The 22,299-nt window shown below is 62.0% G+C and carries 26 protein-coding genes and 1 pseudogene; 18 read left to right on the top strand and 9 right to left on the bottom strand.

Annotated features, from left to right (window positions below; translation table 11 throughout):
• Window positions 1-20 precede the first annotated feature (20 nt).
• Window positions 21-875 carry a helix-turn-helix transcriptional regulator gene (locus tag B5P46_RS04075; protein ID WP_129417605.1) on the bottom strand — a complete coding sequence of 285 codons (855 nt, stop codon included), beginning with the start codon at window positions 873-875 and terminating at the stop codon, window positions 21-23.
• Window positions 876-1,096: 221 nt separating this feature from the next.
• Between B5P46_RS04075 and B5P46_RS04070 the strand changes: the two genes are divergently transcribed.
• Together B5P46_RS04070 and B5P46_RS04065 are read left to right on the top strand one after the other, a co-directional pair.
• Entirely contained in the window at window positions 1,097-1,372 is a 276-nt protein-coding gene (locus B5P46_RS04070; RefSeq protein WP_129417604.1) for an AbrB/MazE/SpoVT family DNA-binding domain-containing protein, read from the top strand.
• A complete protein-coding gene (locus B5P46_RS04065) occupies window positions 1,359-1,748 on the top strand; it encodes a type II toxin-antitoxin system VapC family toxin (RefSeq protein ID WP_129417603.1) in 390 nt (129 codons plus the stop codon). Before B5P46_RS04070 ends, B5P46_RS04065 begins: the two co-directional genes overlap by 14 nt.
• A gap of 13 nt (window positions 1,749-1,761) precedes the next feature.
• Here the strand turns inward: B5P46_RS04065 and B5P46_RS04060 are convergent, their stop codons facing one another.
• Window positions 1,762-2,658 carry a LysR family transcriptional regulator gene (locus B5P46_RS04060; protein ID WP_129417602.1) on the bottom strand — a complete coding sequence of 299 codons (897 nt, stop codon included), beginning with the start codon at window positions 2,656-2,658 and terminating at the stop codon, window positions 1,762-1,764.
• Between the two features lie 105 nt (window positions 2,659-2,763).
• Here B5P46_RS04060 and B5P46_RS04055 point away from each other — a divergent pair, with 105 nt between their 5' ends.
• The 3 genes from B5P46_RS04055 to B5P46_RS04045 are packed head-to-tail and all read left to right on the top strand — an operon-like array spanning window position 2,764 to window position 4,837.
• Entirely contained in the window at window positions 2,764-3,138 is a 375-nt protein-coding gene (locus tag B5P46_RS04055; RefSeq protein WP_129418829.1) for an Atu4866 domain-containing protein, read from the top strand.
• 58 nt (window positions 3,139-3,196) lie between these two features.
• A complete protein-coding gene (locus B5P46_RS04050) occupies window positions 3,197-4,045 on the top strand; it encodes an oxidoreductase (RefSeq protein WP_206735307.1) in 849 nt (282 codons plus the stop codon).
• Between the two features lie 57 nt (window positions 4,046-4,102).
• Window positions 4,103-4,837: an SDR family oxidoreductase gene (locus tag B5P46_RS04045; protein WP_129417600.1), complete on the top strand. Its 735-nt coding sequence runs from the start codon at window positions 4,103-4,105 to the stop codon at window positions 4,835-4,837.
• An 84-nt stretch (window positions 4,838-4,921) separates the two neighbouring features.
• On the opposite strand, the gene B5P46_RS04040 is transcribed toward B5P46_RS04045, so the two are convergent.
• Window positions 4,922-5,485 (bottom strand): methylated-DNA--[protein]-cysteine S-methyltransferase, encoded by a 564-nt coding sequence (locus tag B5P46_RS04040; protein WP_129417599.1) that lies wholly within the window; start codon window positions 5,483-5,485, stop codon window positions 4,922-4,924.
• A 274-nt stretch (window positions 5,486-5,759) separates the two neighbouring features.
• Here B5P46_RS04040 and B5P46_RS04035 point away from each other — a divergent pair, with 274 nt between their 5' ends.
• The 4 genes from B5P46_RS04035 (at window position 5,760) to ybaK (ending at window position 8,496) form a co-directional block, all read left to right on the top strand.
• Window positions 5,760-6,359, top strand: coding sequence for a 2'-5' RNA ligase family protein (locus B5P46_RS04035; RefSeq protein WP_129417598.1), 600 nt, complete (start codon window positions 5,760-5,762; stop codon window positions 6,357-6,359).
• A 103-nt stretch (window positions 6,360-6,462) separates the two neighbouring features.
• Window positions 6,463-7,524: a succinylglutamate desuccinylase/aspartoacylase domain-containing protein gene (locus tag B5P46_RS04030; protein ID WP_129417597.1), complete on the top strand. Its 1,062-nt coding sequence runs from the start codon at window positions 6,463-6,465 to the stop codon at window positions 7,522-7,524.
• Between the two features lie 117 nt (window positions 7,525-7,641).
• A complete protein-coding gene (locus B5P46_RS04025; protein ID WP_129417596.1) occupies window positions 7,642-7,992 on the top strand; it encodes an ArsC family reductase in 351 nt (116 codons plus the stop codon).
• A gap of 30 nt (window positions 7,993-8,022) precedes the next feature.
• Window positions 8,023-8,496 carry a Cys-tRNA(Pro) deacylase gene (gene ybaK, locus B5P46_RS04020; RefSeq protein ID WP_129417595.1) on the top strand — a complete coding sequence of 158 codons (474 nt, stop codon included), beginning with the start codon at window positions 8,023-8,025 and terminating at the stop codon, window positions 8,494-8,496.
• A gap of 49 nt (window positions 8,497-8,545) precedes the next feature.
• On the opposite strand, the gene B5P46_RS04015 is transcribed toward ybaK, so the two are convergent.
• The gene (locus B5P46_RS04015; protein ID WP_129417594.1) at window positions 8,546-8,989 is read right to left on the bottom strand and encodes a MarR family winged helix-turn-helix transcriptional regulator; all 444 of its coding nucleotides are present in this window, start codon (window positions 8,987-8,989) and stop codon (window positions 8,546-8,548) included.
• Window positions 8,990-9,072: 83 nt separating this feature from the next.
• On the opposite strand from B5P46_RS04015, the pseudogene B5P46_RS04010 reads away from it, so the two are divergent.
• From B5P46_RS04010 to B5P46_RS04000, 3 genes and pseudogenes are all read left to right on the top strand, one after another.
• Window positions 9,073-9,752, top strand: a pseudogene (locus B5P46_RS04010) (glutathione S-transferase family protein).
• A 126-nt stretch (window positions 9,753-9,878) separates the two neighbouring features.
• Entirely contained in the window at window positions 9,879-11,132 is a 1,254-nt protein-coding gene (locus B5P46_RS04005) for an aminopeptidase (RefSeq protein ID WP_129417593.1), read from the top strand.
• 543 nt (window positions 11,133-11,675) lie between these two features.
• Window positions 11,676-11,972: a GIY-YIG nuclease family protein gene (locus tag B5P46_RS04000; RefSeq protein ID WP_003544648.1), complete on the top strand. Its 297-nt coding sequence runs from the start codon at window positions 11,676-11,678 to the stop codon at window positions 11,970-11,972.
• Window positions 11,973-12,237: 265 nt separating this feature from the next.
• Here B5P46_RS04000 and B5P46_RS03995 read toward each other — a convergent pair whose 3' ends face one another.
• Together B5P46_RS03995 and xseA are read right to left on the bottom strand one after the other, a co-directional pair.
• On the bottom strand, window positions 12,238-12,831 hold the full coding sequence (locus tag B5P46_RS03995) for an NAD(P)H-dependent oxidoreductase (protein ID WP_129417592.1): 594 nt from the start codon (window positions 12,829-12,831) through the stop codon (window positions 12,238-12,240).
• Window positions 12,832-12,833: 2 nt separating this feature from the next.
• Window positions 12,834-14,414, bottom strand: coding sequence for an exodeoxyribonuclease VII large subunit (xseA, locus tag B5P46_RS03990; RefSeq protein WP_129417591.1), 1,581 nt, complete (start codon window positions 14,412-14,414; stop codon window positions 12,834-12,836).
• Between the two features lie 341 nt (window positions 14,415-14,755).
• Here xseA and B5P46_RS03985 point away from each other — a divergent pair, with 341 nt between their 5' ends.
• Entirely contained in the window at window positions 14,756-15,001 is a 246-nt protein-coding gene (locus B5P46_RS03985; RefSeq protein WP_020052485.1) for a hypothetical protein, read from the top strand.
• A 64-nt stretch (window positions 15,002-15,065) separates the two neighbouring features.
• Here B5P46_RS03985 and B5P46_RS03980 read toward each other — a convergent pair whose 3' ends face one another.
• Window positions 15,066-16,913: a hypothetical protein gene (locus tag B5P46_RS03980; RefSeq protein WP_129417590.1), complete on the bottom strand. Its 1,848-nt coding sequence runs from the start codon at window positions 16,911-16,913 to the stop codon at window positions 15,066-15,068.
• A gap of 159 nt (window positions 16,914-17,072) precedes the next feature.
• Between B5P46_RS03980 and B5P46_RS03975 the strand changes: the two genes are divergently transcribed.
• Window positions 17,073-18,080 (top strand): glycosyltransferase, encoded by a 1,008-nt coding sequence (locus B5P46_RS03975; RefSeq protein WP_129417589.1) that lies wholly within the window; start codon window positions 17,073-17,075, stop codon window positions 18,078-18,080.
• A complete protein-coding gene (locus tag B5P46_RS03970) occupies window positions 18,077-18,454 on the top strand; it encodes a GtrA family protein (protein ID WP_129417588.1) in 378 nt (125 codons plus the stop codon). The genes B5P46_RS03975 and B5P46_RS03970 overlap by 4 nt, the downstream gene beginning before the upstream one ends.
• Here the strand turns inward: B5P46_RS03970 and B5P46_RS03965 are convergent, their stop codons facing one another.
• Window positions 18,455-19,441: a Gfo/Idh/MocA family protein gene (locus B5P46_RS03965; RefSeq protein ID WP_129417587.1), complete on the bottom strand. Its 987-nt coding sequence runs from the start codon at window positions 19,439-19,441 to the stop codon at window positions 18,455-18,457.
• Between the two features lie 178 nt (window positions 19,442-19,619).
• Here B5P46_RS03965 and B5P46_RS03960 point away from each other — a divergent pair, with 178 nt between their 5' ends.
• Complete coding sequence (locus B5P46_RS03960) at window positions 19,620-20,567, top strand: aldo/keto reductase (protein ID WP_129417586.1); 948 nt, start codon at window positions 19,620-19,622, stop codon at window positions 20,565-20,567.
• 14 nt (window positions 20,568-20,581) lie between these two features.
• Window positions 20,582-21,025, top strand: a complete 444-nt coding sequence (locus B5P46_RS03955) for a GNAT family N-acetyltransferase (protein ID WP_129417585.1) — start codon at window positions 20,582-20,584, stop codon at window positions 21,023-21,025.
• Here B5P46_RS03955 and B5P46_RS03950 read toward each other — a convergent pair.
• The gene (locus tag B5P46_RS03950) at window positions 21,015-21,632 is read right to left on the bottom strand and encodes a hypothetical protein (RefSeq protein ID WP_129417584.1); all 618 of its coding nucleotides are present in this window, start codon (window positions 21,630-21,632) and stop codon (window positions 21,015-21,017) included. The two genes, B5P46_RS03955 and B5P46_RS03950, sit on opposite strands and share 11 nt — an antisense overlap.
• A 150-nt stretch (window positions 21,633-21,782) precedes the next feature.
• On the opposite strand from B5P46_RS03950, the gene B5P46_RS03945 reads away from it, so the two are divergent.
• Entirely contained in the window at window positions 21,783-22,280 is a 498-nt protein-coding gene (locus B5P46_RS03945; RefSeq protein ID WP_072639965.1) for a ferritin-like domain-containing protein, read from the top strand.
• Window positions 22,281-22,299: the final 19 nt, after the last annotated feature.

Below are 22,299 nucleotides of genomic sequence, written 5' to 3'. Positions count from 1 at the left end.
ATGATGCAGGAGAACTATCGTCAGCGCTGGAGCATATCTGCCCCGGTCTGCTCAACTTCTGCCCCGATTCGCTCAAAACGCTCGAAGCCGCCCCGCACATGGCGTGGATTGACGCCAAACCGCTCCTTAAATCGCGCCGCGAATTGAGATGGTGAATCGTAACCGACCTCAAGGGCAACCTGCGCCATCGGCAGGGTTGTGGTTTGAATGAGGCCCAGGGCGCGATTCATCCTTGTATCGCTCAAGATCTCACTGAAGCCGGTATTCTCGGCGGCGAGCTTCCGCCTCAACGTCGCTTCGCTCATGTTGAACGCGCGCGCCGCCTGCCCCAGCGTCCAATCAAAGGCCGTATCACCTTCAATCATCTGCCGCAGCCGATCCTCGAGCCGAGGACTTTGGCATTGGCCCAACACTGCTCCGCAGAGCGCAAACCAGGTGATCAGTTCCATCAAACGAGCCTTGGCAATGGCGCCGGGAAGCTTCGTCAGATTGCCGGGCTTACAGCAATAGTCAAACAATGCCGCGGCTTCCTCCGGCAGCTTCGAGGTGCCCGCCGGGACGGGCCTCGCCGGAACGGCAATCGATCCCATCCTGCTATAGGCTTCCTCGAAGAGCAGGCGTGGAACAGGCAGCGCCAGGGTCTGATACTTCTGCGGCGCCTTGGGAATATTCTCCATCGTCAAGGGACGATAGTCGGGCAGCAAGCCAAAGGCGCCCGCTTCGAGGCGCAAAGCCCTATCATCCGCCATGACGATCTTCGTGCCCGATTGCACCTGGATCAACAGGGGGCTGGTATTGACGAGACGATAAAAACAGGCGCGCCCGCCCTGGCGGATCAAGGCTCTGGTCGGAATGGGAAAGGCGTCGTCGAGCATATGTTCTCCGGCAATGGGATAGAGCGGCGACCGGCAGAGCTGGCATGAAGACGACCGCTGATCCGCGAGGCTCGGGAATACCAAAACCCGGTGCCGTGGGCAATCTTCAGCCACAGGCTACTGACTACGTCTCCCGTCTGTCCGGACGGCTGCCCTCTGGCACCAGCGATAGTTCTTGAATAACAAGATCGGCACGCCTATCTTACTTTCGTCTTACCAAAGTGGCGCGTGCTGAAAGCCTCATTACCACCGTCTCCACAAAGGGACAGGTCATTCTTCCCAAAGCCGTGCGCCAACGACGGGAGTGGGCGGCTGGAACACGCCTGATTGTCGAGGAGACCGCGGAAGGGGTGCTGCTGAAGCAAGCGCCTGCCTTTGCGCCGACAGAGCCAGGCAATGTCTTCGGCATGCTTCCTTTCAGCGGCGAGCCCAAAACTCTTGATGATATGGAAGCCGGCCTGTTGGCCGAGGCCCGCCGCCGTCATGATCGCGATTGATACCGATCTCGTCGTCCGATATCTGACCGGCGATCATCCGGAACAATCTTCCCGCGCCCGTGACATCATTGACGGACAGGCCATTTTTGTCGCCGTGACAGCGGTGCTGGAAGCCGAATGGGTGCTGCGCAGCGTCTATGGCTACAGCCGTTCAGAGGTCGCGCGCGCACTTCGCGCCTTTGGCGGGCTGTCCACGGTGACGATCGAGGACTCGGCAGTCGTTGCTCTTGCTTTCGACCTCGCCGAGAACGGAATGGATTTTGCCGATGCGTTGCACCTTACCAAAGCGGCCCATTGCGAAGCGTTCGTCACCTTTGACCGCATATTTCTGAAAGCAGCCCAAGCCGCAGGCTTTGAGACCGTGCGGGAAGCCTGAGGGGCGTAGAACGCTACCGCCTACGGGAACGGCTGATATAATCGACCAAGGCGCGCAGCTTCAGCGGCTGCCTCTGGCGCCTGGGGTAGTAGAGATAAAAGCCCGGGAAGGGCGGGCAGAAGTCCTCCAGCAGCGGCATGAGTTCCCCGCGGTCGATATAGGGCTGGAAGGTTTCCACCATGCCGAAGGTGATCCCGGCTCCGGCGCAGGCCATGCGGATCATCATGCCCATGTCGTTGGTCGTGACGGCGGGATCGACGGAGACGTCGAAGTCGCGATCGTTCTCGGTGAACTCCCAGCGATAGGGCGCCGTATCCGGGCGTGGCCGCCATCCGATGCAGGCGTGGTCCTGCAGTTCGCGCGGATGGTGGGGATGGCCGCGGCGCTCGAGATAGGCGGGGGATGCGGCCGCGCATTGTCGCTGCTCTTCGGAGACTGAAATTGCGATCATGTCCTGTTCGATCACTTCGCCCAGCCGGACACCCGCGTCGAACCCGGCCTCGACGATATCGAATTCGTCATCGGTGATGGTGATATCGAGTTTGATATCAGGGCAGGCTTCCATGAAGCCGGCCAGCAAGGTACCGGAGAGGAAGTTCTCGGCGATCGAGGAAACGGTGATCCTGAGCCAGCCGCTCGGGCGCGCCTGCATTTCCCGCACCGTCTGCATCGCATCCCTGACCTGGCGGACCGATGGGCGAACCGCGTCGAAGAACGCTTCGCCGGCTTCGGTCAGGCTGACGCTGCGCGTCGTGCGTTGGACCAGGGCGACGCCGACCCGATCCTCCAGGCGTTGCAGGGCCTGGCTAACGGCGGAGCGGGTGACGCCAAGCCGCTCGCCGGCGAGCCGGAAGTTGCGCGCCTCCGCCACCGCAAGAAAAACCGAAATACCTTCGAGATCGTCGACCATTGGTTAGCACTTCTAACCAAGTCATCCTGGATTGGCAACTTAATCGCTCTGGCTCCCCGTATTATCTTTCAGTCGAGGTCAATGAAGGCTTCGAAAGGCAAGGCAATGCGAAGGATTTTCAAAAGCCCCGTCCTGCAGTTTTTCACGGCGGTCACCCTGGCTGGCGCGGCGATCAGTTCGTCCGCCGCCGATGCCGTGAACGACCGAGAATCTCAGCAGCAACAAACAAGCGAGAACAGAATGCAGCAACATCCCTATGTCGGCATGTGGGTTACGGATGATGGCCGCGTCCGTCACGAACTTCTGCCCAATGGCCGCTACGACGAAGCCCGCGGCAGCCGGGAAAGCGCCTACCGAGGACGCTACGAAGTCACCGGAAGCCACATCGAATATTGGGATGACACGGGCTTCACGGCCGACGGCGATTTCGTCGACGGCAATACCCTCCATCATGGCGGCATGGTGCTTCGGCGCAAATGATGTGCCGCCTGAAAGGCAACACCACACAGGAGAAGGCCGCGTTTGCCGGCCGGAAAGGATGACGATCATGTCTTCCCCAACACCCCTCTGGTTCATCACCGGCGCATCATCCGGCCTCGGCCGGGCACTCGCCGAAGTCGTTCTGGCCCGTGGCTGGCGCGCCGCCATGACGGCACGGAGACCCGAGACCCTAGCAGATCTCACGGCAGAGCACGGGGACCGCGCGCTTGCCCTTGCCCTCGATGTGACGGACAGCCGCTCCATCGCCGATGCGGTTCATGACGCCGAAACGCATTTCGGTGCGATCGACGTCCTCGTCAACAATGCCGGCTACGGCTACCTCTCGGCGATCGAAGAGGGCGACGATGCTGAGATACGCGCCCAGTTCGAGACCAATGTCTTCGGATTGATCGCCGTCACCAAGCGGGTCCTGCCGGGCATGCGCCGACGCCGGCAAGGGCATATCTTCAACGTCTCCTCGCTCGGCGGGCTCGTCGCTTTTGCCGCAACCGGCTACTACCACGCCACCAAGTTCGCGGTCGAAGCCCTGTCGGAATCGCTTTCCCATGAGGTCAGGCCGCTTGGCGATGTGACGATCCTCGAACCCGGCGCCTTCCGCACGGATTGGGCCGGCCGGTCGATGGTCGAATCCAACACGATCATCGAAGACTATGCCGAAACATCCAGCAAGCGGCGCCAGGCCACCCGCGCGATCTCCGGCAACCAGCCGGGCGATCCCACGCGCGCGGCCACCGCGATTATCTCGGCGTTCGAGGCGGACGCGCCGCCGCTGCGCCTGCTGCTCGGCGCGCCCGCCCTGAAGATCGCCCGCGAACGGCTGGATGCGCTGCGCGCAAACTTCGACGCCTGGGCGGAGACGACGCTCAGCGCAGATTTTCCCACCTGACCACCAAAAAATCCTCAGCCGCATCGCCAGGCGAGCGGCGTGCAAATGGAGCTTGAAATGTCTGATATCAAAGGAAAAGTCATTGCCATCACCGGAGCCAGCAGCGGCATCGGAGAGGCTGCGGCAAAGGTACTGGCTGCTGCAGGCGCCCATATCGTGATCGGCGCGCGCCGCACGGAGCGCCTGGAGGAACTCGCCGGCGAAATCGCCGCAAAGGGCGGGACGGTGCGCCTTCGACAGCTTGACGTCACCGACCGTTCCCAGGTGGAGGCTTTCGCGGGCTTTGCCAGGTCCGAATTCGGCCGGCTGGATGTCATCGTCAACAATGCCGGCGTCATGCCGCTCTCGCCGCTCGAAGCTCTCAAGGTCGACGAGTGGGACCGGATGGTCGACGTCAACATCAAGGGCGTTCTCTACGGCATCGCAGCGGCGCTCCCGATCATGAAGGCGCAGGGATCAGGACAGATCATCAACCTGTCTTCGATCGGCGGCCACAGCGTCTCTCCGACCGCCGCCGTCTATTGCGCGACGAAATTCGCGGTGCGGGCGATCTCGGACGGATTGCGGCAGGAGACCGATCGTATCCGCGTGACCGTCATCTCGCCCGGCACGACGACATCGGAACTGGCCGACACCATCACCGATCCGACGGCGCGGGACGCCATGAAGGCTTTCAGGGCGATCACGATCAGCCCCGAGGCCATCGCCAATTCGATCCTCTACGCCGTCAGCCAGCCTGATGACGTCGATGTCAGCGAGATCATCATCCGGCCGACAGCCAGCCCCTATTGATCCGCTGAGACTGCTGCCAAATTCCAGCAAAAGTGTAGAGCGGTTTTGCGTCCGGAATTGCGGAAAACGAAAAGCCTCCGTCGCCTAAAAACCCAGCGATTGCTGGGCAGGCGGCGGCGGTGCGAGGTTGACGCCTTCGAGCTCCAGCATGCGGGCCTTCGACGACGAGCCGCCGGGAGCGGAGAAGCCGCCGATCTTGCCGCCGGCCGCAAGCACCCGGTGGCAGGGGATGATCAAAGCGACCGGGTTCTTCGCCATTGCCTGGCCGACGTCGCGGGCGGCTTCTGGCCCGACGCCGAGTTCCTTGGCCAGCGCGCCGTAAGTGGTGGTGCGGCCCCAGCCGACGCGCCTTGCCGCCGCATAAATATCCCTGAAGAAGGCATCCTGGCCGGCAAGATCGAGTTCGACGCCGGAAAAATCTGTCTCCTCGCCCTGGAAATAGCGCTTCACCGCCGCGACCGTCTCGAGCACAGCGGGCGTCGGCGCGCCGGGTTCGGCATCCGGCAGGCGGCGCAGCAAGAGCCGTTCGGTCGCTTCTGCTGCTTTGGTCGGCAGTTGGAAGCGGGTGATGCCGGCATCGCTCCAGGCAATGCCGCAGAAACCGCCCGCGGTTTCGAAGATGAGATAGTGGTGCGTTGTCTCAGCCATGACACAGCCTCCGCGTTTTCGATGACCCTCAAAATCGTATGGGACGGCCGCTGTTTCAACCCGTTTCTTGCGCGCGCCGGGCTTTCGGGAAAGATCGCGATCCCCCCAGGAAACGTACACTCCATCCGGCCCCCGGGGTGATGGATCTGATTAGTTCGACGGCCAGCATATTGGGAGATTATGTTCTCTTTTTGTTCTTGATTTTTCTTTCTTTCGGGAATATCCTGCTTGCTTTTTGGAGACGACGAGGTGGGTCATGACGACCTGAAATTCTATGAATCAGATGCTCCTCGACTTCGGAGACGACAAAAAAGGGCGCGGACGGCCGGGCAAGAATCACGACGCTGAACACCGACTTTTCTTCGCCCTCTATCCTCCTGACGCCATTGAGCAGCAGGCGGCGTCGATCGCCCATGACTATCGTCGAACCTTCTCCCTTTCCGGCAAGCCGCGGCTGACGACATTGCATGTGACGATCATCTGGGTCGGCGACTATGCGAGGCTGCCGGAGGATGTGGTCTTCGCAGCGCTACAGGCCGGCGCCGCAGTCGAGAGTGCCCCGATCGCAATGAGCTTCGATCGGATCATGCGATTCCCGCAGGCCCGAGCGCTTGTGCTTTGCGGCGAAGGCGGACGAAAACCGCTCACCCGACTGCGTGTCCAACTCGGCGTCAGCATGCACAATGCCGGATTTCCGCACAATATCGGCGGCAATTTCAAGCCGCACATGACACTGCTCTACGACCGCAAGACCGTGCCGCCGGCGACCCTCGACACACCCGTTTCATGGACGGCGTCCGAATTCCTGCTCATCCACAGTGTTCTCGGAAAAACCGAACATCGGATCATCGATCGCTGGCCGTTGCTCGGCTGAGGACAGCGAGATCCGCGGATCTCGGCTTGCGCTTGCCTGATTTCCGCGCATAAAGCTCCGAAAGCCTGTTCCGGCATTGGTGCAAACGGGGAGCGAAATCAGCATGGACGTTTCAGAGATCATCATCCCTGGAGATACGCCGGGAACGGAGTGGCGGTTGCCGGTGCTGCGCTTTAACGGCCGCGATCCGAAGGCGCCGAAGACCTATATCCAGGCGGCACTGCATGCCGGCGAGCTGCCTGGAACGGTGCTGCTGCATTTCCTCTGCGAGCGGCTGCGGCAGGCGGAAAGCCAAGGCGAGATCGCCGGCGATATCACCATCGTTCCGCAGGCCAATCCGATCGGTGCGGCGCAGTCGCATTTCGGCGAATTGCAGGGCCGTTTCGACCTGGGCTCACGCACCAATTTCAACCGGGATTTTCCGCTGATCTCCGTTGCCGATCGCGCCACGCTGATCGAAGACCTCGATGATTACCCGGCTACCGACAGATTGAAGCGGCAGCTGCTGCATATGGCGCTTGGCGCCGATCTCGTGCTCGATCTGCATTGCGACGACGAATCCCTGCAATATGCCTATATCGACGAGGCCTTTTGGCCGGAGGCGGCCGATCTCGCCGCCGCGCTCGACATGGAGGCCGTGCTGCTTTCGGATGGCGAAAGCTCGGCCTTCGAGGAGGCCGTCGGCTTTGCGTGGAAATATGAAGTGCCAGGCGAACGCCGGCCCCGGCTGCCCGGCAAACTCTCCGTCACCGTCGAGCTGCGCGGCAAGCGCGATGTCGATCCGATGCTGGCGAAAAAGGATGCGGACGGGCTCTGGCACTTCCTCGCGGCACGGGGGATCGTAGGCGACGAAAAGTCGGCGGCAACGGCATTTTCCGGTCCGGCCGTGCCGCTCGACAATGTCGAGATCATCCGCACGCCAGAAGGCGGCGCCGTGCTCTTCCACCGCGATATCGGCGAGAGGATTGCGGAAGGCGACCGCCTAGCGACGATCGTCACCCGGCCGGGGCAGCCGGGCGGCAGCATCGAGCTTACCGCGCCGCAGGACGGGCTGATCCTGACCCGAACCTCCGACCGGCTGGTGCGGCGGCGCGGCGACCTGATGAAGATCGCCTGCGACGAACCCAGCAAGGCTTCGCGCAAGGCCGGCACGTTGGAGAATTGAGCTGGCCAGTTTGTCCTGCTGCGATTGTCGACGCGCTCGGGGATAAAAGGTCGCACGGCGTTTGCGCCGGCCTTCGTGCATGTTATCTCGCTGTCATCACAGGGAGATCGATCGGGCATGGCCGTCACCATCTATGGCATCAAGAATTGCGACACGATGAAAAAGGCCCGCAGCTGGCTGGAAGAACACCGCGTCGCCTATGAGTTTCACGACTACAAGGCGCTCGGTATCGACCGCGCCCATCTCGAAGCCTGGATCGACCAGGCCGGCCTCGATACCGTCCTCAACCGCGCCGGCACCACCTTCCGCAAACTGCCCGATGCCGAGCGCGAGAACCTCACCCGGGAGAAGGCGATCGCCCTGATGCTCGATCAACCGTCGATGATCAAGCGGCCGGTGCTGGAGGCGAAGGGGAAGCTGCTGATCGGCTTCAAGCCGGAGATTTACGCCGGTGCGTTCGGAAGCTGACAGCCGCCGCTGAACTCACGAGGGGAAGAGATGTCCAAGACCACGCGCGCGACACAGGTTCTTTCGCAGGCAGGCGTCGCCTTCACCGTTCATGCCTATGACTACGACCCCAATGCCGAGCGCGTCGGGCTGCAGGCGGCCGAAGCCCTCGGCGAGGTGCCGCATCGGGTGCTGAAGACGCTGATGGCAGAGGTGGACGGCAAACCGGTCTGCGTCGTCGTGCCGTCGGATCGCGAAGTCAGCATGAAGAAGCTTGCCAGCGCCTTTCACGGCAAATCGGCCAACATGATGAAGCCTGCCGATGCCGAGCGGCTGACGGGTTATCATGTCGGCGGCATCAGCCCGTTCGGCCAGAAGAAGACCGTGCCGACGGCGATCGAGGAAGCCGCCCTTGCCGAACCGCTGGTCTATATCAATGGCGGGCAGCGCGGGCTGCAGGTGCGGCTCGATCCGAAGCATGCGTTGACGGTGCTGAAAGCTGTGGCTGCGCCACTGATTGCCTGATCAGAGCAGAATGCCGAAAACTGCAAGCGGTTTCGGCATCATGCTCCTACTATAAGAAGCGGTCGAGCAGGCCGGCGATCGCCTTCGCCTCGTTTTCGGCAAGCTTGCAGCCGATATGGGTCTCGATGGATTTGGCATACACGATCCACATGCGCTCGCGAAGCTTTCGGCCGGCATCTGACATCACCACCCAGCGGCCGCGTCCATCCTCGGCGAAGACCTCACGCCGCACCAGACCCTCTTTTTCCAGCCGGTCGAGCAGGCGAGAAAGATTATACTGGGCCAGCAATGTCCGCTCTTCGATCTCGTAGGGGCGCAGCTTGCCGTCTTGCGAGCGCGCCAATTCCCACAACACGTCATACCAGGCAAGCGGCGGCATGCCGGCCGCCTTCAGGTCGGCTTCGATGGCAGCGAACAGCCGCTCGCGGGCGCGCATGATACTCGTCCAGGCAGAGGTGACCGCTTCGCTTGGATTCGATGGTTTTTCGGACATAAATGCAGTTACATCTATCTTGAATTCCGCCGCAAGCGGTATTAGATGCATTTACATCTATCATCCTTGCCAAGGAGAGCGCCATGAGCAAGCTTACCCTCGTCAGCCATCATCTGTGCCTGTGCAGCGCGCCGCGATCGCGCTGCTCGAAAAGGGCGTGCCCTTCGAACGCATCAACATCGATCTTGCCGACAAGCCGGACTGGTTCCTGAGGATCTCGCCGCTCGGCAAGGTGCCGCTGCTGCGGATCGAGGAAGAGGATGGCAGCCAGGCCGTGCTGTTCGAAAGCAGCGTCATCTGCGAATATCTGGAGGAAACGCAACCAGGCGTCGCGCTACATCCGAAAGACGCGCTGACGCGTGCCTGCCATCGCGGCTGGATGGAATTCGGTTCCTCCGTGCTTTCCGATCTCTGGGGTTACGAGACGGCGCAGGATGTCGCGCAGTTGGAGGCTAAGCGTACGGCGCTCATCTCCAAATTCGCAACGCTCGAGAAGGTGTTGACGGATGGCCCCTATTTCGGCGGCAACGACTTCAGCCTCGTCGACGCCGTGTTCGCGCCGGTCTTTCGGTATTTCGATCTCTTCGACACGCTCGGCGACAGCGACATCTTCGAAGGGCTCGAGCGGGTGGCGCGCTGGCGCAAGGCGCTTTCCGAGCGGGCGAGCGTCAGGGCCGCCGTTGGCGCGGACTACCCGCTGCGGCTGATGGAATTCCTCGACCGGCATAACTCGATCCTGCTCAGGCAGCCTGCTGCCGCCTGAAGCACGCCCGGCGGCCGGACATATATCCGGCCGCTTGCAATTCAGCGGCAATACGCTTCATTTTCGCCGCAAACGGGTCTAAGTCTTCCAGCCTCCCACCGTCGATGACAGAAGGCAGGTTGAACCATGACTTTCATGCCCCAGAGCCAGAACACCGTTGATCCCGTCAAGCTGGAAAAGCTTGCGGAGGTCGCCATCAAGGTCGGGCTGCAGCTGCAGAAAGGTCAGGATCTGGTGATCACCGCGCCTGTCGTGGCGCTGCCGCTGGTTCGCCTGATCACCAAACATGCCTATCAGGCCGGCGCCGGGCTGGTCTCCGCCTTCTATTCCGACGAGGAAACGACGCTGGCGCGCTATCAATACGGCAGCGACGAGAGCTTCGACCGCGCCTCCGGCTGGCTCTACGAGGGCATGGCCAAGGCCTATGCCACCGGGGCGGCCCGTCTTGCGATCGCCGGCGACAATCCGATGCTGCTGTCCGAGCAGGATGCCGGCAAGGTCGGCCGCGCCAATCGCGCCAATTCCACCGCCTACAAGCCGGCGCTGGAAAAAATCTCGAATTTCGACATCAACTGGAACATCGTCTCTTACCCGAACCCGTCCTGGGCCAAGGTGGTCTTCCCCGACGATCCGGAACCGATCGCGATCGCCAAACTCGCCAAGGCGATCTTTGCCGCCTCGCGCGTCGATGTCAGCGATCCCGTCGCCGCCTGGACCGAGCACAATGCCAATCTTGGCAAACGCTCCGCCTGGCTGAACGGCGAGCGCTTCGCCTCGCTGCATTTCCGGGGACCGGGCACCGACCTGACGGTCGGCCTTGCCGACGGACATGAATGGCACGGCGGCGCTTCCACCGCCAAGAACGGCATCACCTGCAATCCGAACATCCCGACCGAGGAAGTCTTCACCACGCCGCATGCGCTGCGCGTCGAAGGCCATGTGTCGAGCACCAAGCCGCTCTCGCACCAGGGCACGCTGATCGACAATATCCAGGTGCGTTTCGAGGGCGGGCGCATTGTCGAAGCCAAGGCCTCGCGCGGCGAAGAGGTCTTGAACAAGGTGCTCGATACCGACGAGGGTGCGCGCCGGCTCGGCGAGGTGGCGCTGGTGCCGCATTCCTCGCCGATCTCGGCCAGCGGCATCCTGTTCTACAACACGCTGTTCGACGAAAACGCCTCGTGCCACATCGCGCTCGGCCAGTGCTATTCCAAATGCTTCCTCGATGGCGCGACACTGAGCCAGGAGCAGATCAAGGCACAGGGCGGCAATTCCAGCCTGATCCATATCGACTGGATGATCGGCTCTAACAAGGTCGATATCGACGGCATCAAGCCGGATGGTTCACGGGCTCCGGTGATGCGGCAGGGCGAATGGGCCTGAGCGGCATCGTCGTGCGCTGACTGGAATGAAGCGCGCTGGTGTGGCCAGCCCCGTCCTTCGAGGCCCCTGCGGGGCACCTCAGGATGAGGCTGGAGAGAAGCTAGTGCCAGAAGGATAGCGGCAGGCTCATGCCTGGGATGCCTTGAGCCTGATCAGCCCACCAACCACACGGCACCACGACCAGCCCTCATCCTGAGGTGCGCAGGCCGAAGGCCGAAGCCTCGAAGGACGAGGGCGGGTGGCTCAGCGCCCACCGCGGTGCCGGCATTGTTGGATGGGACGGCCGGCGGCCAACCCCGTCCTTCGAGCCCCCTACGGGGCACCTCAGGATGAGGCTGGAGAGAAGCCCGTGCCAGAAGGATAGCGGCAAGCTCATCGGCCTGGGATGCCTGGAGCTTTGACCAGTCCACCAGCGTCACGGCACCACAACTAGCCCTCATCCTGAGGTGCGGAGGCCGCAGGCCGGAGCCTCGAAGGACGGGGGCGGGTGGCAGACACCCAGCATTATTGCCGCCCGCCGACCCACCATGCTAGCCTCCCGCCATGGAAGTCACCGTCTATATTCTCCGCTGCGCCGATGGCTCATATTATACCGGCCTCACCAAGCAGGAGATCGAGGCGCGTGTCTGGGAGCATAATGCCGGGACCTATGACGGCTATACCGCCAAGCGCCGGCCGGTCGAACTCGTCTTCACCGAAACCTATGACCGCATCATCGACGCCATCGCCCGCGAGCGCCAGATCAAGGGCTGGTCGCGCCGCAAGAAGGAAGCGTTGATGGCAATGGATTACGAGGCCCTGCCTGACTTGTCGAAGCGCGGGCCGGTTAAAGCTGGATGAAGCGCCGGTGGCCAGCCGCGTCCTTCGAGGCCCCTACGGGGCACCTCAGGATGAGGCTGGAGGGAGGGCGTGCCAGCCCCACCGCACCACAACTAGCCCTCATCCTGAGGTGCGAAGCCCACAGGCCGTAGCCTCGAAGGACGAGGGCGGGTGGCTGCACAGCACGCGACATTGTCCGAGACGCAACATGCCCCAGCATGCATGCTCTAACTTTTGTTTTACGCAATCCGAACACAAACCCACTGCACACTTTTGCTGGAATTGCTTAGCGGATCGCCGATAGCAGCTTACGCACGCGATCGAGATGCGCCCTGCGTTTTGCATCCGTGGCCCGATCCATGTCGTGCAGGCTGAGCATCTTGAAATTCAGCCGCTTCGAGCAGAAGGCGGCGATGCCGCGCTTCAAGAGCCGGCGCACTGGATCGCCCATATAGAGACGCACCAGCCACCAGGGCGAGCCCGTCGTCGTCAGCGCATAGAGCAGCCTGATATGGGTCAGCTGCGGTACGATACGGCCGCCGGCGGCATCATGGCTGAAGGCAACACCGGGGGCGAAAACACGGTCGAAGAAACCCTTCAGGATGGCGGGGAAATTGAACCACCATTGCGGAAAGACGAAGACCAGGCCGTCGGTGGCCTTCAGGCGGGCAACGATATCGGCAACGGCTGACGTATCGTAGGGAATGTCGAAATAGCCGCCGCGCTCAGCCTTCGAAAGGCGCGGATCGAAATTCTCGGCGTAGAGATCGAGTAGATCGACGACATGGCCGGAGGCTTCCAGCGCCTCACGCGCGGTCCTTGCCACGGCGGCGGCGAAACTGTCCTCCAACGGATGGGCAAGCACCAGCAGGATCCGCATTGTCAGAACAGGCTTCCCTGCTTCGGCGGTTCTGCGGGTTTTGCGCTGCGCTTCTTGGCACCGGCCGGCGGTGTGCCGCCTTCCGTGGTCATGGCGCCGACACGACCGTCGGCGAATTCGATGGCGATGCCCATGCCGGCGGAGAGTTGAGCAGCCTGCGAGACTGGCCTGTTATCCTCATCGCGAATGACGGCGTAGCCGCGCTTCAGCACATTCTTATAGGAGAGCGACTGCAGCACGCGGTCCTGCGCGGAAAGCTCGGCGCGCGCGCGGGTCAGCTGGTGGCGGACCGCCGTATCGGCATGGCGCGAAAGATTGCCGAGGCGTTCGCGGCCGCGGTCGGTCTGGGTCTTCAGCCGGGCCGGCAGCGAGGCGAGGATGGCTTCGGCGCGATCAACGCGCGACTTCGAGCGGTCGATCAGCCGCTCGACCATACGCTCGGCCCGGGTCATGCGCTCGTTCAGTGTCTGACGGCGCTCGGCGATGCGGCCGGCGAGCAGATCGGGGCGCAGATGCGCGGCGACGCGCTCGAAACCGCGGCGCTTGTTGATGGTGTTGAGCTCCAGCCCGCGGCCGAGACCGGTCGCCGCCTCGTCGAAACGGCGGCGCGGCAAGGCGAGAAGCTGATCGAGCGACGGCAATGCCCGCATCAGGGCGCGGACCGACTGGCGGCGCTGATCCATCTGCCGGTTCATGCAACCCTGCAGGCGCGCGGCAAGAGCGGCGGCCTGCGCATCGAGCTCCGCCTTGACGGGAACCGCCATTTCCGCTGCCCCCGTCGGCGTTGGCGCACGGACATCGGCGGCATAGTCGATCAGCGTCCAGTCGGTCTCATGGCCGACGGCCGAGATGAGCGGTATCCGGCTTTCAGCCGCAGCACGCACAACGATTTCGTCGTTGAAGCTCCAGAGGTCTTCCAGGCTGCCGCCGCCGCGCGCGACGATCAGCACATCCGGGCGCGGGATGGCGCCTGAAGGTTCCAGCGCGTTGAAGCCGCGGATGGCGTTCGCCACCTCCTCGCCGGAGCCCTCGCCCTGGACCTTCACCGGCCAGACGAGGACATGCACGGGAAAGCGATCGGAGATGCGGTGAAGGATATCGCGGATCACGGCGCCGGTCGGCGAGGTGACGACGCCGATCACGCTGGGCATGAAGGGCAGCCGCTTCTTGCGGGCGGCATCGAACAGGCCCTCGGCGCCGAGCTTGCGCTTGCGCTCCTCGATCAGCGCCATCAGAGCGCCGGCGCCGGCCGGCTCCAGCGTCTCGATGACGATCTGATATTTCGAGGAGCCCGGAAAGGTGGTGACCTTGCCGGTGGCGATGACTTCCATGCCCTCTTCCGGGCGGAACTTCAACCGTGAGAAAGTTCCCTTCCAGATGACGGCGTCGATGCGGGCGCGGTCGTCCTTCAGCGCGAAATAGGCATGGCCCGAGGAATGCGGCCCGCGATAGCCGGAGATCTCACCGCGCACGCGAACCTGGTCGAAGGCGGTTTCGACGGTGCGCTTGATCGAGCCGGAAAGCTCCGAAACCGAATATTCGGCAAGGTTGGTCGGCGAATCGCCGTCGAAGACGTTGCTCATCCCCTCTTTCTATGTCCATCCGCTGGAAACAGGAAGGGTGGTATGGGCTTTGGGATCGGTTTTCCCAGCCGTTGAAATCGTTGTGAGGAGGGTTCGTCGCCATTGCATCAAGCGCGCTCATCTCCTGGCATCCTGCACATGCATGCGTTGCAGCCAGGTGGACAAACAACAAAATCGCGTAAATATGTTTTGGTGCGGAACGGATAGTTAGAATACGCGTTTTACCCGAAAGGGATTGCTAACCACCGCAATACAAAGGCTTTTCGGCGAAGATCGCCGGTAAATCTTTGTTAGTTGGCGCTTCCTATGCTTCCCCTCGTTCTCTCTGGGAAGGTGCTGAAATGATTATTCTCACAGCAGCAGCATTGGGCGTCAGCGCCGGGCAGACGCGTTCGGCTGGCGTGATCGCGCTGGTCGCCGCGCTGATTGGAATGACATTCGCGTTGGCGGCGATAACCTCGCCCGGGCCGGTGTCTATTCTAGCATTCGTCTATGCCGTGCTCGGCTATAATGGCGGCCTCATGCTCTTCGTGCTCGGACTCTATGCCAGTCAGCGCCTTCGTCGCGCCATGCGCGTCTCAAACTGAGCGCGTCGCGATCTTTCAGATCGGCTTCCCGCGCTTGCTTATTCCGTCCTGAAGATTGCTGGCGTCAATTCGGCGTCGGCCGATAGCGAAAGAACTGAACGCCCACGTCCGCCGCCTTCGGAAGCGGTTCAAGATAGGGCGGGATATTGCCCTTGCCGAGCTGCGCATAGAGCCCATCCGGCTTCAGCTTGGTGATCTCGCGTGTCTGCAGGTCGCCGGGGCAGAAGGCAAGTACGGTCACACCAGTCCCCTTCAGGAAGGCTTCCGCCTCCTGCGGCTCGGCCATGCCGATATGCAGCTCCGTCAGCATGCCGCCCTGATTGCGATGATAAGGCGCGGAGAGAACCCGGTTCGCGGTGAAGCGGAGGATGGGCACGCCCATTTCCGACGGCGCCGAGATCAGTCCGGCCGGTAGCGCGGCGAGCGGCGCCAGCGCCGCTTGCGATGTGCAGGAAATCTTCTTTGCCGGCTCTGCCCCCTTCTTCTGCGCAGCATTCTCCATCTGCAGCGAGACAAATCCGCCGCCGACGGCCCAGGCGGCCGGAGCGCTGGCGAGCACGGTCACGATATAGACGAAGGCGGCCGCGACATTCTCGCTGTCGCCGTTGGAGATGCGGCGGACATCTATAATCAACAGGGCAAGCGGCAGGATGGAGATCAGGTTCGAGAAGGTGGAACCGCGCACCTGAACCAGCGCGATTGCCCAGCTCGTCATCAGCAGGAAGAGCAGGATCAGATGGATTTGCACGCGGTCACGCTGAACGACGCGGAAGATGCAGACGGCGATGCCGAACAGGCCGGCCGCATAGAAGCCACCGATCGAGAAGAGATCGGTGCGCCCGAGAGCGAAAATCGACTGCGCTTCCGAAACATTTCTGAGCCAGAGCTCGACCAGCATCGGGTCGAGACCGGCCAGCGGATCGCTCAGGCATTGCGGTGCGATCACGATCGCCGAACCGAGAACGCCGGCGCCGACGACGGCGAGTGCGGCAAAGCGCAAGGGCCGGCGCAAGCGGCTGGCAAAAACCGCCGAAAACAACAGTAACCCGCCGCCGATCGCCGCCAGGCTGTAATAGCCGAGCGAGAGATTGTCGCAGGTGACCGTCGAATAAAGCCGGGGCGGCACCGTTGCGAAGAAAAGGATGCTGATCGCAATCGCCAGCGCCAGCCCGAAGGCCTCGGCGGCGGCGGCGAAATTTTCGCCCTCCCATGCCCAGAGCAGGGCGATGGTCAGGCAGACGGCGGCGACGAAGGGGGTCGTCTCGGCGCCGATGGCAATGGCGATGGCAGCCGCGATGCCGGCAATCGCATAGCTCCGGGCGCGACGCTCTGGATCCAGCAGCATCGCGATCATCGTCGCGACCAGCGCCAGCTGCGCATTGTGATGATCGATGGCGCCCGGCGCGAAGCGGTTTCCGGTGTAGATCGCAAGACCGGTCAAGCCGAGACTGATATGCATGGCGGCAACACCGCCGATGCGCCGGCCGGCAACCGCCATGGCGAGCATGGCGGGCAGGATGAGCGATACCGGCCAGACGGCGAGCGCCAGCGCTTCGGCCGTCTCGCGGGGCGCAAACAGGCCAAAGAACCAGATCAGCGAGGCGATCGGCAGATCGATCAGCCGCGACCAATGCATCAGCGTGCCGCCGTCGAGGCCGAGACGATATTGCATCAGATCGAACCAGCCCTGCCCGGCCAGAAAATCGCGAACCTCGACGAGACGCATTCCGTCATCATTGTCAGGCCCGACATAGTCGGTGGCGCCGGAGAGCTTGGTGATGAGGATGGCGGCGGCAAGGATGACGCAATAGGCGATGACGGTTGGCCAGAGACGCGTCAGCAGGTCGCGCAGCCCGCCCCTGGGAGCGTCGATCGCGGAGGATGCATGAGGGATCGGCTGCACAGCGTTCATTGTGGTTAGCGGTTCGTTTCGATACCCGAACTTTAGCCGCCGCCGATCAAGAAAGTGTAAAGCCGTTTGTGGCAGCCGCTGATTTTGCCTGCGTCATAGGGTCTTATTAACGGCGCATGATTTAGGCTGAGCGCGGCTTTAAGTGTAACGAGTAGAGTCATGGCCCGATCGCGTACCGATAATCTGAATATTGCCGTCCTGCTCCCCTGCTATAATGAAGCCGCGACGATCGGCGCTGTCGTGCAGGGTTTCCGGGCGACGCTGCCCGATGCTGCGATCCACGTCTACGACAATAATTCCACCGACGGCACCGCGCTGCAGGCAATGCTTGCCGGCGCGCATGTCGTGCGCGAGCGCCGTCAGGGCAAGGGCCATGTCGTGCGCCGCATGTTTGCCGATATCGACGCCGACATCTACATCATCGCCGACGGCGACGGCACCTATGCGCCTGAGGATGCCGAGGAACTGGTGCGCACGCTTCTGACCGAGCGCGCCGACATGGTGGTCGGGACCAGGCGCGGTGTGCACGCCGATGCCGGTCGTCAGGGCCATGCGCTCGGCAACCGGCTTTTCAACCTGCTCTACCGGATGATCTTCGGCCCCGACTTCACCGATATCTTTTCCGGCTACCGCGCGTTTTCGCGCCGCTTTGTCAAAAGCTTCCCGGCGGTATCAGGCGGCTTCGAAATCGAAACCGAGATGTCCGTGCATGCCTCCCGGCTGAAGCTGCCGGTCAGCGAGCTGGAGCTCGACTACGGCCGCCGGCCGGAAGGCTCGCATTCCAAGCTTTCGACATTTCGCGACGGCGCCAAGATCCTCTGGATGTTCGCGATGCTGATGAAGGAAACCCGGCCCTTCGCCTTTTTCAGCGCGATCAGCGCCACCTTCATGCTGGCGAGCCTCGGCTTCATGGCGCCGGTGCTGGCGGAATATTTCGAAACGGGTCTCGTCAGCCGCATGCCGACCTGGGTGCTGTCGACGGCGCTGATGATGATTTCCTTCATGCTGTTTACCGCCGGCGTCATCCTGGATTCCGTCGCGCGCGCCCGCGCCGAACAGCTCCGTATCCATTATATGGGCCTGGAGAGGCCGAGCGCGTTGAAGGCGCCGCTCAGCGACGCAGGGCCGGTCTCTCGCGCGCGTCCCGGCAAGGCGGATGCGGCATGAGAAAGCTCATCCGCTTCGCCATCGCAGGCGGCATCGGCTTCCTCGTCGATGCCGGCATCCTGTTGGCGCTGCTCGCGCTGACGCCGCTCGGGCCTTTTCTGGCACGGCTCATCGCGATCGCCTTCGCGATGGCCGCGACCTGGGCTTTCAACCGCCGCTTCACCTTCGATCGCTCCGGCCGTTCGCTTGCCGCCGAAGGCTTCCGCTACGGCTCGGTCGGGGTGACGGCAGCGCTCGTCAATTACGGGCTCTATTCCGCGCTGCTGCTGTCGCTGCCGGCGCTTCAGCCGCTGGCGGCCATGGTGATCGCCAGCATCGCCTCGATGATCTTCACCTTCTTCGGCTATTCGCGCTTCGTCTTCCGCGCCGAGTGATCAAACTGCCTCCCAGCCGTCCTTCTCGCTGGCCCGGTAGATCGCATCGATCACCTTCTGGTTCAGCTTCGAATTTTCGAGCGTGACGATCTCTTCCTTGCCGTTCGTCACCGCCCGGGCGAAGGCCTCGACCTGCCGCTTGTACTGGCGGCTGTCCTGGAAGCGGAAGATGCGCGATTCAGTGTGGCTGCGGTCGGCAAGCTCGATCTCTTCCGGCCCCCAGCGATTGGCGTTGAACGGCGATTTGACCTCGATGTACCCTTCGGTGCCGTGGAAGACCATGACCTGGCGGTTGGCCATCTGCGTCGAGATATAGAAGCTCAGCTCGAAATCGCCGAAATCGGCCTTGACGCTCGAATAGATATCCGTGCCGAAATCCGGATCGCGCTCGGTGATCGCCTGGATCCAGAGCGGCTCCTTGCCGGTGGAAAAACGCGTGCCCATAACGGGATAGACGCCGATATCGGGAAGGCCGCCGCCGCCGAGCTCGGGGACGTTGCGCATATTGGCGGGGTCGCGGTTGAAATAGGTGAAGGCGCCCTGCACATGCCTGAGCGAACCGATAGCGCCCTCGTCGATCAGCGAGCGCACTTTCTGCCAGACCGGCGAATAGGTGATCATATAGGCTTCGGTGACCACCACCCGGTTGCGGTCGCGGGCGGCGATCAGATCGTCGATATCGCCGGCCTTGAGCGCTAAGGGCTTTTCGCAGAGCACGTGCTTGCCGGCACCTGCCGCCTTGATCGACCATTCGATATGCTGCGAGGTCGGCAGCGGAATGTAGACGGCATCGATGACGTCGGAGGCCAGCATCTCCTCGTAGGAGCCGAAGGCATGTGGCACCGAGAAGCGGTCAGCCATCTCCCTTGCGCGCGCCAGATCACGGCTGGCAATCGCCGTGACGACGCAATTCTCCGCATCCTGGATCGCCGGAACGACATTGTCGCGGCCGATCTTCGCCGTTGAAATGATACCGAAACGTAGCATGATCCAAGTCTCCCGAACTGATTTCCGCGAACCATATTCAGGCCTTAGCTGCGGCGCAATGGCGCGGCCTGAAATCACGCAAGTTTGCCTTCCCGGATGCGCGGATCGCACTAAGTTGGTCAGGGCGGCGTTCTGCCGTATCCGCGATTTCAATTCTTTCACACTTCTGGAGAGCGTCATGGAAATGCGCCGGCTTGGAAAAACAGGTCTTTCGGTCGCGCCGATCGTCATCGGCGGCAATGTCTTCGGCTGGACGGCTGACGAGAAAACATCCTTCGCCATTCTCGACGCCTTCTTCGAAGCGGGCATGAACACGATCGATACGGCCGATGTCTATTCCTCATGGGTTCCGGGCAACAGGGGCGGCGATTCCGAGGAGATCATCGGGCGCTGGCTAAACCAAACCAAGATCTCCCGCGACAAAGCCGTTATCGTCACCAAGGTCGGCTCCGACATGGGGCAGGGAAAGACGCTAAAGGAGACTTATATCCTGAAAGCGGTCGAGGATTCGCTACGCCGGTTGCAGACCGACTATATCGACCTCTATCTCTCGCACTGGCCGGATGAAGATACGCCGCACGAGGAAACGCTTGGCGCCTATGCCAAGCTGAAGCAGCAGGGCAAGATCCGCGCCATTGGCTGCTCGAATTATGATGCTAAACTCCTTCAGGCTTCCTTCGACGCTGCCGAAGAAGCCGGATTGCCGCGTTACGATGTGTTGCAGCCGGAATATAATCTCTATGAGCGCGCGAGCTTCGAGGGGCCGCTTGCCGATCTCTGCGTCAAAGAAGACATCGGCGTCATCACCTATTTCAGCCTCGCCGCCGGCTTCCTCACTGGTAAATACCGCAGCAAGTCCGATACGCAAGGCCGCGCACGCGAAGGCCGGGTTTCGAAATATCTCGACGACAAGGGCCTGCGAATCCTGGCCGCGCTCGACAGGGTTTCGGCCGAGACCGGTGCAGCGCCGGCAGAAATTTCGCTCGCCTGGCTGCTGCGCAAGAAGGGCGTGACGGCGCCGATCGCCAGCGCGACCAGCCTTTCGCAGCTTGAAAGCCTGGCAAAATCGGCGACACTTGCGCTTTCCGGTGAGGCGATGGCGCTGCTTGACGAAGCCGGCGCCTGAAAGAAGGAGACACCATGACCGTGACGATACGTGATGCCCGCCCTGAGGACGAAGCCCGCTGGCGCGAGCTCTGGGCGGCCTATCTCACCTTTTACGACGTCACGGTCGATGCCGATATCACCGATTCCACATGGCGCCGAGTCTTCGATCCGGCGTCGGCAATCGCGATGCGTGTCGCCGAAATCGACGGCAGGACCATGGGATTTGCGCTCTATCTCACCCATGAGGGCACGTGGATCCGCGGCAGGGACTGCTATCTCGAAGACCTGTTCGTCGATGCCGATGCGCGCGGCAAAGGCGTCGGGCGGGCGCTGATGGACGATCTCGTTTCGACCTGCAGAGCCAAGGGCTGGTCGCGGCTCTACTGGCATACGAGTGAGCAGAACAGAACCGCGCGAGCGCTCTATGACAGCTATGTCGAGAGCGACGGCCATATCCGCTATCGGATCAGCTTCTGAACTTGGGAAATCCCTCATACCATTCGGAATGATCACCCTGCCAGTTCGCCATACCCGCCTTGGTCAGGATGCCGCGCGGACTGATATAGCTCTGGATCAGCCGTTTCGGCCGTTCGTGCCACTGGATATTGAAGGCCCAGAGCTTCGGGAAGAAGCAAAGCGAGGCATAAGGCAGGTGGTCGTGAACCCACCAGGCGAGCCGCTGCCAGTCGCTTTCATCGTGGTAATGGTCGACCATCCACGGCACTGCGATGCAGACGGCTGCACCCATGCAGCCGTCAAAATCCCTCATATCCCAGATGTGATGCGCGGCGGTGGCGGCGTTGGTCGAGCAGTTCAGTTTGTTCTCGTTGCCGAACCTGTTGACCGCGGGCGAACGATAGCCGGAACGGATGTGCAGACGCCCGAACGTCGCCTGCAGCGGCTCCAGCAAGTCCTCGCAGAGCCTTTTGCCCGCCTCGATCGCCAGATCCGGATCCTCGGGGATATTGGGGATGCGATAGAAATCGGCGATTTCGGAATGCAGGAAATCGCGAAGGAAGAAGTTTTGCGACAGCCGCACGCGGCCGAGATCCTCCAGACCCTTCATCGAATTCGGCTTTCGCATGACTTTATCTTCTTCCCATATCCACGGCAGGAATCATCGCCCGGAGCAGATTTCCAGTCCACCCGAAATCGATCGGGAACAATTAGCGCGATCTTCGCTTCTTAATGTGTCGCCGCATTCGCGGTTTTCCCCAGAACAAGGATCGAGAAAATGGCCAAGGAAAAGACGTTGGAAGATCTATTCCACGATACGCTCAAGGACATCTACTTTGCTGAACGACAGATATTGCGCGCTCTGCCGAAGATGGCGCGCGCCGCCCAATCCCCCGAACTGAAGAAGGGCTTCGAAAAACACCGCGAGGAAACCGAAGCTCAGGTCGAACGCCTGCAGCAGGTTTTCGAGCTGATCGGCAAACGCGCCCAGGGCAAGACCTGCGAGGCGATCCAGGGCATTATCGCCGAGGGCGAGGAAATCATGGAGGAATTCAAGGGCACGGTGGCTCTCGATGCCGGCCTGATTTCGGCTGCCCAGGCCGTCGAGCATTATGAAATCGCCCGCTACGGCACGCTGAAGACCTGGGCCGCGACGCTCGGCCTCAAGGATGCCGTCCGCCTGCTCGATCAGACGCTGCAGGAGGAAACGGCCACCGACAAGACCCTCTCCCAGCTCGCCACCACGGCGGCGAACCAGAAGGCAAAGGCTGCCTGATCAAATAATGCGAACGGGC

Origin of the sequence: Rhizobium leguminosarum (assembly GCF_004123835.1) — a bacterium.
GTDB classification, from domain to species: domain Bacteria; phylum Pseudomonadota; class Alphaproteobacteria; order Rhizobiales; family Rhizobiaceae; genus Rhizobium; species Rhizobium leguminosarum_M.
This window is presented reverse-complemented; position numbering and strand designations above follow the sequence as displayed.